Here is a 14,607-nt window from a genome sequence, read left to right on the forward strand (position 1 = left end):
GCCCACGGCTCTCCCGGTACCCGGTGATCAGGTCGCGGCACCGGGCGCAGGACGGCTCCCGGGTGCGCCGCCGAGACGCCGGACGCCACGTCGGGCAGCTCGGACCGACGGCAAACGGGTGATACCGACACGGATCCACCTGCCGTTCACCGTGCGCAGCGGCCCGACTCCACCATGATGGTGGCGATCAGGGCAAAACGGCGAGGAGAGTGCTTAACCGATGACCGCTGGGACGGAAACGGCAGAGGTGAGTGCGCAGCCACGGGGCCGGGGCAGAGTTCTCGTGCAATGGCTCACCACCACGGACCACAAGAAGATCGGGACGCTGTACCTGGGGACGTCGTTCGCCTTCTTCCTGGTCGCGGGTGTGATGGCCCTGGTGATGCGCGCCGAACTCGCCCGCCCCGGCAACCAGATCATCTCGAACGAGCAGTTCAACCAGCTGTTCACGCTGCACGGCGGCGCGATGCTGCTGATGTTCGCGACCCCGCTGTTCGCGGGCTTCGCCAACTGGTTCATGCCGCTGCAGATCGGCTCGCCGGACGTCGCCTTCCCCCGGCTGAACATGTTCGCCTACTGGCTCTACCTGTTCGGCTCACTGATCGTCGTCGCCAGCCTGCTCACCCCGCAGGGCGCACCCGACTTCGGCTGGTTCTCCTACCCGCCGCTCTCCGACCAGGTGCACTCCCCGAACATCGGCGGGGACATGTGGATCATGGGGCTGACCTTCTCCGGCTTCGGCACCATCCTCGGCTCGGTCAACTTCATCACCACCATCATCTGCATGCGCGCCCCCGGCATGACGATGTTCCGGATGTCGATCTTCTGCTGGAACGTCCTGCTGACGGCCGTGCTGGTGATCCTGGTCTTCCCGGTGCTCGCCGCGACCTTCCTCGCGCTGGAGGCCGACCGCAAGTACGGGGCGCACGTCTTCGACCCGGCCAACGGCGGCGCCATGCTCTACCAGCACCTGTTCTGGTTCTTCGGCCACCCCGAGGTCTACATCATCGCGCTGCCGTTCTTCGGCATCGTGTCGGAGATCGTCCCGGTCTTCAGCCGCAAGCCGATGTTCGGCTACTCCGGCCTGATCGCCGCCACCATCGCGATCGCCGGCCTCTCGGTCACGGTGTGGGCGCACCACATGTTCGTCACCGGGCAGGTGCTGCTGCCGTTCTTCTCCTTCATGACCTTCCTGATCGCGGTGCCGACCGGCGTGAAGTTCTTCAACTGGGTCGGCACCATGTGGAAGGGCTCGTTGAGCTTCGAGACGCCGATGCTCTGGGTGGTCGGCTTCCTGGTCACCTTCCTCTTCGGCGGCCTGACGGGCGTTCTGCTGGCAGCGCCGCCGATCGACTTCCACGTCTCGGACTCGTACTTCGTCGTGGCGCACTTCCACTACGTGGTGTTCGGCACGGTGGTGTTCGCGATGTTCGGCGGATTCCACTTCTGGTGGCCGAAGATGACCGGCAAGATGCTCGACGAGCGTCTCGGCAAGATCTGCTTCTGGACGCTGTTCGTCGGCTTCCACACCACCTTCCTCGTCCAGCACTGGCTCGGCGCGGAGGGCATGCCGCGCCGCTACGCGGACTACCTCGCCTCGGACGGCTTCACCACGCTGAACACCGTCTCCACCGTCGGCGCCTTCCTGCTCGGCCTGTCGATCCTGCCGTTCCTCTACAACGTCTGGAAGACGGCCAAGTACGGCGAGAAGCTCGAGGTGGACGACCCGTGGGGCTACGGCCGCTCGCTGGAGTGGGCGACCTCCTGCCCGCCGCCGCGGCACAACTTCCTCACCCTGCCGCGCATCCGCTCCGAATCCCCGGCGTTCGACCTGCACCACCCCGACATCGCCGCCCGCGACTACCTCGACAACCACGGCGAGCCCGCCAAGCACCTCACCGGCGTGACCCCCGCCGAGTACGACGTTCCGCAACGCCGCGGGCCCCGCCCCGGCGGCGACGCCTGACCACCGGTCCCGGCGAAGCCGACGACCGCCGTCCTGCGGGAACACGGTCCCGCAGGACGGCGCAGCCACCCACCTGCCGTCCGTGAGGTTCGTGATGAACGAAGACACCACCGACACCATCGCCGGCAGCCTGCGGCAGCTGGAGGGCTACTTGCTGTGGCAGGCGGAGATCGCCACGGCCCAGCGGGACGCCGCAGCGTTCACCGAGCTGTTTCCCTGGCTCACGACCGGCCAGCGCGAGGAGGTCGAACACGCGTACACCGAAAGTCGCCTCCAGGTGTCCCGCCAGGTCGTCACCCACATCGCGCAGCGCTGCCGGGACCTGCGGAGCGAGTACGAGGACCGGTACCGCCGCCTGAGGTTCGGCGTCGTCGCCCTGCTCCCCTTCGCCATGGCCCTGGGAGCGGCTGCCGCCGTGGTGATGACACGCTCCTGGCGGTGATCCACCGCCGGGACCGCACTGCTGCGCGAAGGGGCCGGTGCCACCGCCCGGCCACCGTGCACTCCCGGCCCGATGAACGGCGATCAGGTCGCGGTACCAGGCGTACGAGGCCTTCGGGGTGCGCTGCCGCGTCTCGAAGTCGACATGGACGAGGCCGAAGCGCTGGTGGTCGCCCTCGGCCGGTAGCCCTCGGCTCGCCGAACAGGCCGTCGTTGTCGCGGGACCATGACTGCACGCTGCCGCCCTCCTTCGAGTCGGCCGTTCGGCAGCGAGGTCGAGAGGTTCGACCGGACCGGCGACTTCGCGCGCCGCTTCCGACGGGTCACCGCGCCCGGCGGGCGATGGCGTGATACCGACCGGCCCGCTTGTCGGCGCTCATCGCCTCCGTAACATGACCGGATGTCGGATTCGGTCGCGCAAGGAGGATCCCTGGAGCTGCACTTTAGCACGCTTGGAACGCTCAGGGCCCGGCGCGGCGATCGGGAGCTGCGGCTGAACCGGGCTCGGGACCGCGCGGTGCTCGCCGTCCTGCTCGCCCACGCCGGGCGGCCGGTGCCCGTCGCGGAGATCATCGACGGCGTCTGGGGCGAGGAGGGTGACGAGGCGCCGAACCGGGCCAGGGGGCTGCCCGCCACCATGTACCGGCTGCGCAACATCCTGGGCGACGAGGGCGGCACCGCCGAGGGCGGCAATGTCCTGCGGCACGTCGGCAAGGCGTACCGGCTGGATGCGGACCCGGCGAACATCGACCGTACGGTGTTCCTCGCCGAGCTCGCCGCCGCCACCGCCGCCCGCCGGAACCGACAGCCCGAGCGGGCCCACGCCCTGCTCACAGCCGCGCTCGGCCGGTGGTCCGCGCCGGTGGCCCTGGACGGCGTGCCGGGCCCGTACGCCGAACACGACCGCCGGATGCTGGCCGGGCGCCGGGAGGAGGCCCGGCAGGCCCGGCTCGAACTCGACGTCGAACTCGGGCTGACGCTCACGGCGGAACCCGAGCCGAAGCCGGGCACCGTCGTCCCCCACGCGCTCGCGCTGGCCCGGGCCGGCCGCACCGAGCAGGCCCTCGCCCTGCTCGCCGGCTCCGCCTCCGGCGGCGAGGCAAAGGCTCTGGCGGCACGCCTCCGCGACCGGGCCCCGGACCTGGCGAGCTGGACGCCCTGGGCCTCCCGGACCGCCCCCCGCCCGGTTCGCCGACCATTCCAACTCCCGCCCGACATCGCCGACTTCACCGGCCGGGCGGCCTTGCTGACCGAGCTCGCCACCGCCCTGACCGCGCCGGGCCCACGCTGGGTCACCGTCACCGGACCGCCCGGCTACGGCAAGAGTGCGCTCGCCGTCCACGCCGCCCACCGGCTCGCCCCCGGCTATCCCGACGGCCAGCTCCACGCCGACCTGGACGGGAAGGTCCCCCGCGCGGACCCGGCCGCCGTCCTGGCCGCCTTCGTGCGGGCCCTGGGCGTCGAGGAGCCGGCCGTCCCGCCGGGCCTCGCCGACCTGCGCGCGCTCTACCTCCACTTGCTCGCCGGACGGCGCGTCCTGGTGTTGCTCGACGGCGCCGTCGATGCCGAGCAGGTCCGCCCGCTGTTGCCGGCCGAGCCCGGAAGCGCGGCTCTCGTCACCGCCGGACGACCGCTGCCCGGTGGACGCACCGTCACCGTCGGCCGGATGACGCCCGACGAGGGGATCGAACTGCTGTCCCGCGCCCTGGGCCCCGGGCGCCTGGCCCGGGAACCGGGCGCGGCCCGGGCCCTGGCCGCTGCGTGCGACCATCAGCCCCGCGCGCTGCGCCTGGCCGCGAGCCGCTTGGCGCGCCGTCCCGCCTGGCCGATTTCCGCCCTCCTTTCACACCCTCGCGAATAGCATCCGTCTGCGAATAAACGTGAGCGTTCATCCCTCGTCAACCGGCGCATCACAAAATCCCGTCGGCAGCCGCGATCACCGTCCGATCAGGTAAGCCGCCCGGAATCTCCGGCGACGGGAAGAGGACGAACTGATGAGTGGGACCATCACATGCATCAACCGCACGCCGGCCGGCACCGCCGCCGAGCACGGCGAGGCGCGCCCGATCATGCAGGGCGACGGCCGCCCGGTGGCCCGCTACGCACCGAACGGCAACCGGTCCGCCCGGTACGCGACGCGGGCGTCCAGCACGGCCGGCTGCGACACCGAGGCGGTCGGGCGCGCCGCCGACCCGCTCCGCGGCACGATCGCCGACCCGGGCTCCACCGAGAGCCCCCACGTCGTCCGGCCGGTGCCGGGGCACCACTGAGCCCCGGCGCCCGGCCCTCAGCCCGCTGTGCACCCCCACGCGCCACCGCCATCCACCAGCCCCGGCGCGCCGCCCACCCGGGGCCCGACGAGCCTCCGGGAGCGCCGTCATCGCCGCCGAGCCCGCACCCGCCGCCGAACGCACCCCCTCCGGCACGCCGGACCTGCACTTCCACCTGCTCGGTCCGCTCACCGCCCGGGTCGGCGACCACCGGCTCGACCTGGGCCGCAGCCAACAGCAGGCCTTCCTCGCCATGCTGCTCGCCCACCCGGGGCGGCCGCTGACCGCCGCCCGCCTCGCCGAGGGCATCTTCGACGAGGACAACCCGCCTGCCCGGCCCAGGTCCGTCCTGGCCACCCACGCCTACCGGCTGCGTCGCACGCTGCGCAACCACCACGCCGACCACCTCCTGGTCACCGTCGACGGCGGCTACCGCCTCGACGTCCCCGCCGAGTCACTGGACTCCGTCGCCTTCGACCGCCTCGTCGCGCGGGCGGAGGACCTCCGCATCGCCGCCGACCGGCCGCGGGCCCGTGACCTGTTGGCCCGGGCGCTGGCCCTGCACGAGGGCGAGCCGCTGGCCGGACTGCCCGGAGGACATGCCGTCGAGCTGCGCCGCCACCTGGCCGAACGCCGGGTGGCGGTACTGGAGGCGAAGCTCGCCCTGGACGTCGACCTGGGGGACAACCCGTCCTGCCTGGTCGAGCTCGACCAGGCCGTGTTCGCCCACCCGTTCCGCGAGCGGTTCCGCGCCCTGCTGATGCTGGAGTACCACCTGGCGGACCGCCCGGCCGAGGCGCGGGCCGTGTACGCCGATGCCCGGCGCGACTACCACGCCGAGGGGCTGGACTGCCCGGAGCTCGACGCGCTGCACGCGCGGATTCGACGGGCCGACCCCACCCTCGGCACGGCCACCCGCCTTGTGGGCCGCTCGGTCGCTGCCCACGACCCGCCGGTTCCCGACCGAGGGGCGGACTCCGGCCGCCTGCCGGTGCCGGAACAACTTCCCACTCCCCTCGTCGACTTCACCGGCCGGCAGGGCGCCGTCGCGGAGCTGACCGCCGCGCTCACCCGCCCCGCCCCGGGCGCCGTGGTCATCTCGGCAGTCAACGGAATCGGGGGTGCCGGAAAGACCAGCCTGGCCGTCCACGTCGCCCACGCCCTGCGCGAGCGGTTCCCCGACGGCCGACTGCACCTGGACCTGCGCGGCGCCCAGGCCGACCCGCTCGACCCGGCCGAGGCACTCGGCCTGCTGCTGGCCTCGCTCGGCGTCGCGGACCGGGAGATCCCGGCAGACCCGGCCGAACGCGCCGCGCTCTACCGCACCACCGTGGCCGGCCGCCGCCTCCTGGTGCTGCTCGACGACGCGGCCTCCGCCGAGCAGACCGCCCCGCTGCTGCCCGGCGCTCGGACCTGCGCAGTCCTGGTCACCAGCCGGGTCTGGCTGACCGGCCTCCCGGGCGCCCACCACCTCCACCTCGACGCGATGGAACCGGCCGAGGCGCTGGACCTGCTCGCCACCGCCGCCGGCCGCGCCCGGACCGAGGCCGAGCCCGAGGCCGCCACCGCGATCGTCACGGCCTGCGGCCTGCTGCCGTTGGCCGTACGGGTGGCCGGCTCCCGGCTGGCCGCCGACCCTGCGCAGTCCCTGGCCGGCCTGGCCTCCGCCCTGGCCGACGAGCAGACCCGACTCGCCGAACTCGCCCACCACCACACGGCGGTGGAGCCCGTCCTGGCGCTCTCCTACGCCCGGCTCGACGGCGAACGGGCCCGCGCCCTGAGGCTGCTCGCCCTCCCGGACACGCCGGTGCTCGGCCTGGGCCCGGCCGCAGCGCTGCTCGACCGCGCCCCGGAGCGCACCCGCGAGCTCCTGGAGACCCTGGTCGACCTGAACCTGCTGAACTCGCCGGCCGCCGACCGGTACGGGCTCCACGACCTGCTGCGGGTCTTCGCCCGCCGGCGCGGCGCCGACGAGGACGACCCGGCGGAGGTCTCGGCCGCGTACGCCCGGCTGCTGGCCTCCTGCCTGGCCACCGCCCGGAACGCCGAGGCGACCGCCCACCACGTCGAGCACACCCGTCGCAGCCTGATCACCGCGGAGACCGCCGCGCCCGGCAGGACCTTCGACACGGTGGAGGACGCCACCGCCTGGCTGCGCGACCAGACCGAACTCCACCAGGCCGTGATCCACCGGGCCTGCCAGGACCCGGCCCTGCCGCTCGCCCAGGCCGCCGACCTGACGGACAAGATGGGCTCGATCCTCTTCGGCCGCGACTACGCGACCACGGTCGGCGACCTGGCGGCCCGGGTCGCCGAAGCCGCGCCGGCCCGCGGCGAACGGGACGCCGAGGCGCTCGCCCGCTCGGTCCGCGGCAGCATGCTCTGGCACGCCGGCTCCTACGCGGCGGCGGGTGAGGAGCTCCGCCGCTGCCTGCCGCTGTGCGCGGGGGCAGCGCTGCGCCGACTGCGCGCCAACGTCCTCCAGCTGCTCGGGGCGAACGCGCGGGTGCTGAGCGACTTCGAGGCGGCGATCGGTCCACTCGAAGAGGCCTCGTCGCTGTTCCACCAACTCGACGACGAGACCGCCGAGGGCCTCGCACTCGGCGAGCTCGGCTACGTCCACGCACGGTGCGGCCACCTCGCACGGGCGCGCACGGCCGGCGAGCGGTGTGCCGAGCTGACCGGTGGTGAGGTGTCCATCTCCTCGTCCGTCGGGAGCTACTACCTGGCCCGGATCCTCCACCTCTGCGGCGACCTCGCGCGGGCCCTGGAGCGGGCGGAAGCCGCCCTGGCCCGGTTCCGGTCCTTCGGCATGCCGGCCTTCCAGGCCGCGACCGGCGGCCTGATCGCCCGGATCCACCTCACGGCCGGGCGGCCGACGGCCGCCGTCCGGGCCGCGGAGGAGGCACTTCCGCAGGCCCGCCGCGTCGGCGGGATGCTGGAGGGCACCGTGCTGCGCACCCTCGGGCAGGCCCTCGCCGACCTGGGCCACCGCAGCCGGGCCCGTGCCTGCCTCGGACAGGCACACGAGCACTTCCGGCGGCTGGACCTCGACGCCGACGCGGCCGATACCGAGCAGCTGCTCGGCGTGCTCATCGAATGTCCATCGCCATGACCGAGCCTTCTGTCGTGCCCCGGTCAACCGGACCGGGGCCAGTGGGGAGGGAATGCACATGTCCGTCAAGGGAGTCCGCCGGGTCGTCCTGGGCCTGGCCACCACCGCGCTCGCCGGAGGAATCGCACTGACCGGCGCCGGAACGGCTTCGGCGTCGAGCGGCGGCGGCTGCGGCGGCCCGGGTTGGAAGCAGACCTGCATCAGCGCCGGCGGCGGCCAGGTGTCGGCGCAGGTGAACACCAACTTCGCCAGCAACAACTGCACCGAGCAGATCATCATCTGGGACTACACCACCGGCAGCCAGGCGCTCTCCACCTCGTTCCCCTGCCACTCCGGCCAGTACTCCTACACCTACACCCTCAACAACCCGACCCCGGGCCACGACTACAAGGCCGAGGCCCGCTTCTACTGGCAGCCCGGCAGCGGCTACGACTACCAGCTCAGCCCCGACCTCTGGTACTGAGCCGCCGGGCGCGAGGCGACACCGCCCTCGACCCCCACGCGCCCTGAGCCCGCACCGCGTCCCGTCCCCGACACTCACGGGGGCGGGACGCCCCGGCACCCGGTGGCCCCGCGCCGGGCCGCTCGGCAGTGGCGCCGGCCGGACGTCGACGGGAAGGCCCGAGCCGGCACGAGCCCGGCGAACGGGTGGGACCTCACGGGAGCACGGCGGCCCACCCGGCCACGGCAGCCGCGGGTGGCTCCGTCCAGGTGGCGGCGGTACGGCCGGAAACGAGGCCGACGGTGCTCACCGGGGCGGGCAGGGCCACGTGCCGCGAGCGGGTTCCGGCCCTCGTACAGCGGAACCTCGCCTCCGGACCGGGGACGGGGTGCGGGGACGGGATGCCCGGTCAGGTGACCAGGCCGTGGCGGTAGGCATAGATGACGGCCTGGACCCGGTCGCGGAGTTGGAGTTTGGTGAGGATGCGGGAGACGAAGGTCTTGACGGTCTCATGACTGATGACGAGGGCTGCGGCGATCTCGCTGTTGGAGAGGCCGTCGGCGATGAGGCGGAGAACCTCCAGTTCGCGAGGGGTGAGCGGGATGTCCCGGTGGGTCTTCTCGGCGGGGCGGATGCGGGCGGCGTAGCGCCCGACGAGGCGGCGTGTCACGTCGGGGTCGAGGAGGGCCGCGCCGGTGGCCACGGTCCGGATGCCGTGGAGCAGCCGGTCCGGAGGGGCGTCCTTGAGGAGGAAGCCGCAGGCGCCGACGCGCAGTGCCTCGTAGACGTACTCGTCCAGGTTGAACGTGGTCACCACGAGGACCTTGACGGGGTGGGGCACTCCGACGCCGGCCAGCAGGCGGGTGGCTTCGAGGCCGTCGAGGACCGGCATGCGGATGTCCATCACGACGACGTCGGGTCGTACCTTGCGGGCGAGGTCGACCCCGGTCCGTCCGTCTCCGCACTCGCCCGCCACCTCCATGTCGGGCTGGGCACCGATGATGGTGACCAGGCCGGTGCGGACCAGCATCTGGTCGTCGCAGACCAGGACCCGGATCGGTGCGCTCACGAGGTGCCGTCGGCGGGGATGCGCGCCCGGACGGTGAAGCCGCCGTCCGGGCCGCAGCCGGCGCTGAAGTCGCCGCCCAGAACGTCGACGCGCTCGCGCAGGCCCGCCAGGCCCCGTCCGCTGCCGGCGGCGACGGCGGTGGCGCGTGAGCCGGTTCCGTCCGTGCTGACCTCCACGGTGATCTCCCTCTCGCCGCGCTGAACCTGCACGGAAGTGCGGCTGCCGTGAGCGTACTTGAGGGCGTTGGTCAGTGCTTCCTGCACCACCCGGTAGGCAACGAGGTCGGCGCTGCCGGTCGATGCCGGCGGTGTGCCCCGCTCGGTGAAGTCCACGGGCTGTCCGGCCCGGCGGGTCTGCTCGACGAGCGTGAGGACCCTGCCGACGGCCGGTGTCCTGGCCTGCGTGGGCTCCGCCGGTCCGACGCCGTGACCGGTGCCGTGGTCGGTGCCGTGGTCGGTGCCGTGACCGGGGTTGAGCAGGTCCAGCAGGTGACGCAGGTCGGTGAGGGCGCTGCGGCCGGTGTCGCTGACGGCGGTCAGGGACTGCTCCAGCCGCTCGGGTGCGGCGGTCAGGTAGCGGGCGGCTTCGGCCTGGACGACCATCGCGGTCACGTGGTGGGTCACCACGTCGTGCAACTCGCGGGCGATGCGGATGCGTTCGGCAGTACGGGTCTCGGCAGCCACGCGCTCGTGGCGTGCGGCCTCCGCGGCCCGTGTGGAACGCAGCCACGCCCCGGCTCCCCAGGCCAGGGCGAGCGTCAGGTAGAACGTCACGAACTCCGTTGCCGTCTCGCCGCCCGAACCGAGCCGGGCGAGCGCGATCGCCAGGGGCACGTACGCCACGGACAGCAGGACCACGGTGGTGCGCCGGCGCTGCTCCAGATGGCAGCCGGCACTGATCAGCGCGACGGGCAGGGTGGTCCCGGCGGCCGAGTGGTAGCCGCACAACTGGTCGAGAGCGAAGCCGCTCGCCACCAGCGCGAGACAGACGACCGGCCACCGCCGGCGCACCACGAGGGAGAGGCATTCGAGCGCGAGGGCCACGACGGCCAGCGCGTCGAAGGGGCGGGTCGGCAGGTCCCCGACCTGCGTCCCGTGGCCGCGCAGTCCCGGCAGGAACGACGCGACCAGGAACAGCGCCCCGAGAGGGAGGTCGCGGAGGGTGACGTCGAGTCGGCGCCACACCTGACCGGCCCTCTGAAGGCTCATCACCGGGCGAGTGTAGCGAGGGCGTCGACGCGCTCGGCACGCCGGCGGGGGACGATGTGGCCGCGCCGACGGGCCAGCCACAGGAAGACGACCGTGAGCAGCGCGCCGAACAGCGTCGCGTACACGCTGGCCTCCGGGCCGAACTCGCCGCCGGTGATCAGCTCGGCCCCCGACGTCGAGGCGTCCAGCAGTCCGTGCGTGTCGCCGTTGCCCGAGACCTCGGTGCCGAAGATGCCGGACTCCGCGAAGTTCCAGCCGAAGTGCAGGCCGATCGGCAGCCACAGGGAGCGGGTGGCGGCGTACGCGGCGGCGAGCATGCCGCCCGCTTCGATGGCGATGGCGACGCCGCCCAGCAGGGTGGCGTCCTTGTTGAGCAGGTGGGACGCACCGAACACGGTGCCGGACAGGGCCAGCGCGATGTACGTTCCGAGGCCGCGCTCCACGAGCCGGAAGAGCAGGCCGCGGAACATCAGTTCCTCCGTGACGGCGGCGCCCGCCATGAAGCCGACCAGCCCGATCGCCCCGGTCGGCGAGCCGAAGCCGTGGACCGTGTAGTCCCCGAGGACGTAGATGTTCGCGATGACGGCTCCGAACATCACGACCCCGACCACCAGGCCCCGCAGGAGCGATCCGGAGGCTCCCTCGCGGGCCAGTTCCGTGACCGGGCGCCGCTCGGTACGCCCCACGACCCACCGGTAGACGAGCACCGCGAGCACGACCGTCAAACCGCCCCAGAGGAGCGAGAGCCACGGGTCGTCCTGCACCGCGGTGGCACCTTGACCGCCGACCGCACAGGCCAGGACCACGGCCAGGATCTGCCACACCAGTTTCATGACGACTCCTTCTTCGGTTCCGTTTCCGGTTCGTTGCCCGCTCCGCGACCGAGGCGCCGCGGCTGAACTGAACGCTAGGGAAACGGTGATGGGGAATCGTCACCTCACAGAGGACACCTGCACGTAGCTCTCACGGGGGACAGAACCCCCGACCACTCCCCCGTCGGCCCGCCCGGTGCCGAACCTGCAGCCGATCCGCCCGCCCCTGGTCGGCATCGGCGGCCGGCTCCGCGACGACCACCTCGACCTGTTCGACGACGACGACGACGCCACCGGCAGGTCCACCGACGCCGACCTCCGCGCGGGCCGCCGCAGCTGCGCCGTGAGCGCCCTGCTCGCCGCAGCGGACGAGACGCAGCGGGCCGTGGTGGAGTCCGCGCCCGGTGACCCGTACTGCCCCCGCCGACACGATCGAGCACATCCGCGAGCCGGCCCGGCTGCCGGGCGTGGACGGGAAGCTCTGCTCCGGCCCGCCGCCGCGCCCGTACGGTGGATGCATGACTGGACGGGTGGCCGGTTGGCCGGTGGCAGGCACTGTCGGCTGTCGCCGCGGGCGACTGTCACTGCGGGTGACCGTACACCGCGATGGGTGCCGGTCGAGAAGGACTACCGCTTCGGGACCGCGGACGGCACCACGTCGCTCGCGGGCCTCTTCGGCGGGCGCTCGCGGCTGCTCGTCCACCACTTCGTGTTCGGCCCGCCCTACGAGGCCGGATGCCCGGCCACAACCTCGACACCGGCCGCGAGCATGTTGGCGGCGATCTGATCCGCCAGCGCGTCGTGGCACATCAGCAGGTCCATCGGCGGGTCGCCCTTCATGACGATCCGGTAGCCGCTGCTCGTCCGCTCGAGCTGCCAGTCGTGCCGCCCGGTGGTCCACATGTCCTCGTAGCAGGCGAGGTCCGGCGCGCCGGTGCCGGCCGCAGTGTGCACGCCGGCCCCGGGCGGTGGTTCGGCCTGGAACGAGACCCCGGGGAGATAGCCGCCCGGCACGGCGGTCTGGAAGTGGAGCTCCGGGTATCGGTCGTCTCCGAGCGCCTCCAGCACCTCGGCCGCCGGGTAGCCGAACAGGTCGATGCCGTCGAGTACGACGGGGACGGCGGCCGGACCGCGCCACGCGGGCCCCGGCGCACCACGTCCGACCACGCCCCGGCCGGGAATCGGCCGTCGCGGGTGCCCGGCCCGGCTCAGCACGACGTACGCCATCAGCAGGTCGCCGGGTTCCGGGTCGTGCCGGTCACCCCTCGCGCAGGCGGTCAGCTCGAGATCGCCCCACTGGACGGTGAAGATCCACGTCGCATCGAGACCCCCCGGGCTCCGGACCTGGCCGAGGCCGGCCAAGGTCCTCCGCGTGGCGGCACCGTCCATTCCGAAGCGGAGCGTTCCCACACCGTCCGGCAGAAGGACTCCGATCCCCGGCAGCAGTTCGAACATCCGCTGATCGTGGCGGCTCACGGCACATCGCGGCAAGCGAGTTCGCCGCCGGTAACGGCGCCGTGCCGGAAGCGCACACGCGCCGGACAGCCGACGCGGCCTCCCTGCGAGGTGGGCGTGGGCAGCCGGAACCGTCGGCGGCGGCCTCTGGACTTGTTGAACACCCCGTCCCTTGCACAGTGTCGGGGACGCAGCTGCTGCAGGCCGCGCCGTCCGGACGGCCTCTCGGCTGTTGCCAAGCGGCCATCCGTTCCACGGCGACCGGAGGCCGACCACCGTAGGCGACCGGCCCGATGGGCGGCGATCAGGTCGCGGTACCAGGCGTACGAGGCCTTCGGGGTGCGCTTCTGCGTCTCGAAGTCGACGTGGACGAGGCCGAAGCGCTGGTGGTAGCCCTCGGCCCGTCGAACACCCTGCCATCACGGCCAGGGCCTCAGATCGATCCGGGGCGGCCAGCAAGTCGACTTTCCGGCACTCGGGTTGTGCGGCGATCCGCAGCTTCTCCCACTCCGGCACCGACACCGGCCGCCACTTCATCGAGCCTTCCACCGCCTCTGCCGGAACGATGTCGCCCTGCGTGCGGGTCGCGGCGTCTCCATTGCCGGACTTCATGAAACTTTCGCGCATGATTCCGCAAGTTTCTTTGCACGGTGCAGGCCAGTACAAAGACATCGACAAGGCGCCGGCCAAGTTCCTCGATTTTCATCGGCCGCCGAGTCTGTGACCAGCTCTCTACCGGGCATGGACTGGACGATACTTTCGCTCTTTCGATCGAAAGTATTGACAGCCCCCTGAGCACAGGCCAACCTGGTCGCCGCCGGCAAGTCCCAACAGCCTCGGGCCCGAGACCGATACGTCGATCGGCCTCGTGCACAGCGATGTTGACGACAAGTCGGTGGCACCGTCGAGCGGCGCCGTCCGACCGACCATTCGCGATCAGCGGCGGCACAGGACAGCACCCCACCCCCACTCGCCGGCAGGACGGATCACCAGCGTGAACTTTCCTCACCCCGAGATCCACAGGGCCGGCCGCCCATGGCGGCCGGCCAGCAAGGCCTCGCACGTCCACGTGCCGGCCCTCGCGGCCGACGCGATCCCGCCCGGCACCGACGGCGGACACCCCTCCTCGTTCCGGATCGAAGGCATCGGTGCAGCCTCAATGCCCCTGAACGGCGGCGATACCGGCAGCACCACCTGACCGACGATCTCCTGCAGCACGAGCCGACGGTCCACCGCCGCGCAAAGTATTGACAACGCGCACCATCTGCCAGAGATTTACCTGAACATGACAACGCGGGCGGCTGTCCGCCAAAAATTGTTAGCGTTAACATAAGCGCCGAAAGGTGGGTCCGCTCCCTCCCGTCGGCCGACCCCACAGCCGGGTGAGCCGCGCGTCAACCGACAGCACCGCTCGTGGGCGGGACCAGTGACCACGTGCCGGACACCACCCGCAACAACCCGGCAGGAAGGCACAACCGAGTACGCGCTCGCACAACCGTCAGGACGTGGCGCCGGTCCCCGACCGGTGTCGCAGGCTTACCCCACCCACAAGGAGAACGATCCGTCATGCCGCGGCTCAACAAGAAACCCCGTCTGGGCAAGCTCCTGACGGCCACCGCATACATGGTCGTCAGCTCGGCCGCGGCCGTCACCGCGGCCCCCGCGGCTCATGCCGCCGGGGCGAACACGCTGGGTGGGGCAGCGGCCGGCAGCGGCCGCTACTTCGGCACGGCGGTGGCCGCGGGCAGGCTCGGCGACTCGACGTACTCCACCGTTCTCGACCGGGAATTCACCATGGTCACCCCGGAGAACGAGATGAAGTGGGACGC

At 72.3% G+C, this 14,607-nt stretch carries 13 protein-coding genes and 2 pseudogenes; 8 read left to right on the forward strand and 7 right to left on the reverse strand.

Features of this window, described 5'->3' with window-relative positions; all coding sequences use genetic code 11:
- Positions 1-220: 220 nt before the first annotated feature.
- Positions 221-1,966 (forward strand): aa3-type cytochrome oxidase subunit I, encoded by a 1,746-nt coding sequence (gene ctaD, locus ABD353_RS12585; RefSeq protein ID WP_344623627.1) that lies wholly within the window; start codon positions 221-223, stop codon positions 1,964-1,966.
- A 94-nt stretch (positions 1,967-2,060) separates the two neighbouring features.
- Positions 2,061-2,408, forward strand: a complete 348-nt coding sequence (locus ABD353_RS12590; protein WP_344623628.1) for a hypothetical protein — start codon at positions 2,061-2,063, stop codon at positions 2,406-2,408.
- Between the two features lie 69 nt (positions 2,409-2,477).
- Here ABD353_RS12590 and ABD353_RS12595 read toward each other — a convergent pair.
- Positions 2,478-2,588: pseudogene (locus ABD353_RS12595) on the reverse strand (family 1 glycosylhydrolase); the annotation flags it as partial.
- A gap of 219 nt (positions 2,589-2,807) precedes the next feature.
- On the opposite strand from ABD353_RS12595, the gene ABD353_RS12600 reads away from it, so the two are divergent.
- From ABD353_RS12600 to ABD353_RS12615, 4 genes are all read left to right on the forward strand, one after another.
- Complete coding sequence (locus ABD353_RS12600) at positions 2,808-4,268, forward strand: AfsR/SARP family transcriptional regulator (protein WP_344623629.1); 1,461 nt, start codon at positions 2,808-2,810, stop codon at positions 4,266-4,268.
- Positions 4,269-4,401: 133 nt separating this feature from the next.
- Positions 4,402-4,677 (forward strand): hypothetical protein, encoded by a 276-nt coding sequence (locus ABD353_RS12605; protein ID WP_344623640.1) that lies wholly within the window; start codon positions 4,402-4,404, stop codon positions 4,675-4,677.
- A gap of 220 nt (positions 4,678-4,897) precedes the next feature.
- Positions 4,898-7,792, forward strand: coding sequence for an AfsR/SARP family transcriptional regulator (locus ABD353_RS12610; RefSeq protein WP_344623638.1), 2,895 nt, complete (start codon positions 4,898-4,900; stop codon positions 7,790-7,792).
- Between the two features lie 58 nt (positions 7,793-7,850).
- On the forward strand, positions 7,851-8,255 hold the full coding sequence (locus ABD353_RS12615; RefSeq protein ID WP_344623630.1) for a hypothetical protein: 405 nt from the start codon (positions 7,851-7,853) through the stop codon (positions 8,253-8,255).
- A gap of 388 nt (positions 8,256-8,643) precedes the next feature.
- Here ABD353_RS12615 and ABD353_RS12620 read toward each other — a convergent pair whose 3' ends face one another.
- The 3 genes from ABD353_RS12620 to ABD353_RS12630 are packed head-to-tail and all read right to left on the reverse strand — an operon-like array spanning position 8,644 to position 11,344.
- Positions 8,644-9,303 (reverse strand): response regulator, encoded by a 660-nt coding sequence (locus ABD353_RS12620; RefSeq protein WP_344623631.1) that lies wholly within the window; start codon positions 9,301-9,303, stop codon positions 8,644-8,646.
- The gene (locus tag ABD353_RS12625; RefSeq protein WP_344623632.1) at positions 9,300-10,514 is read right to left on the reverse strand and encodes a sensor histidine kinase; all 1,215 of its coding nucleotides are present in this window, start codon (positions 10,512-10,514) and stop codon (positions 9,300-9,302) included. The genes ABD353_RS12620 and ABD353_RS12625 overlap by 4 nt, the downstream gene beginning before the upstream one ends.
- Positions 10,511-11,344, reverse strand: coding sequence for a CPBP family intramembrane glutamic endopeptidase (locus ABD353_RS12630; RefSeq protein WP_344623633.1), 834 nt, complete (start codon positions 11,342-11,344; stop codon positions 10,511-10,513). The genes ABD353_RS12625 and ABD353_RS12630 overlap by 4 nt, the downstream gene beginning before the upstream one ends.
- A gap of 493 nt (positions 11,345-11,837) precedes the next feature.
- Between ABD353_RS12630 and ABD353_RS12635 the strand changes: the two genes are divergently transcribed.
- On the forward strand, positions 11,838-12,110 hold the full coding sequence (locus ABD353_RS12635) for a DUF899 family protein (protein WP_344623639.1): 273 nt from the start codon (positions 11,838-11,840) through the stop codon (positions 12,108-12,110).
- On the opposite strand, the gene ABD353_RS12640 is transcribed toward ABD353_RS12635, so the two are convergent.
- The 3 genes and pseudogenes from ABD353_RS12640 to ABD353_RS12650 form a co-directional block, all read right to left on the reverse strand.
- Entirely contained in the window at positions 12,047-12,778 is a 732-nt protein-coding gene (locus ABD353_RS12640) for a hypothetical protein (RefSeq protein WP_344623634.1), read from the reverse strand. The two genes, ABD353_RS12635 and ABD353_RS12640, sit on opposite strands and share 64 nt — an antisense overlap.
- Before the next feature lie 290 nt (positions 12,779-13,068).
- Positions 13,069-13,179, reverse strand: a pseudogene (locus ABD353_RS12645) (family 1 glycosylhydrolase); the annotation flags it as partial.
- A 604-nt stretch (positions 13,180-13,783) separates the two neighbouring features.
- On the reverse strand, positions 13,784-13,996 hold the full coding sequence (locus ABD353_RS12650) for a hypothetical protein (RefSeq protein WP_344623635.1): 213 nt from the start codon (positions 13,994-13,996) through the stop codon (positions 13,784-13,786).
- Positions 13,997-14,344: 348 nt separating this feature from the next.
- On the opposite strand from ABD353_RS12650, the gene ABD353_RS12655 reads away from it, so the two are divergent.
- On the forward strand, positions 14,345-14,607 hold a 263-nt coding region (locus ABD353_RS12655; protein WP_344623636.1), incomplete at its 3' end, for an endo-1,4-beta-xylanase.

Origin of the sequence: Kitasatospora arboriphila, from assembly GCF_039528095.1 — a bacterium.
Classification (GTDB): domain Bacteria; phylum Actinomycetota; class Actinomycetes; order Streptomycetales; family Streptomycetaceae; genus Kitasatospora; species Kitasatospora arboriphila.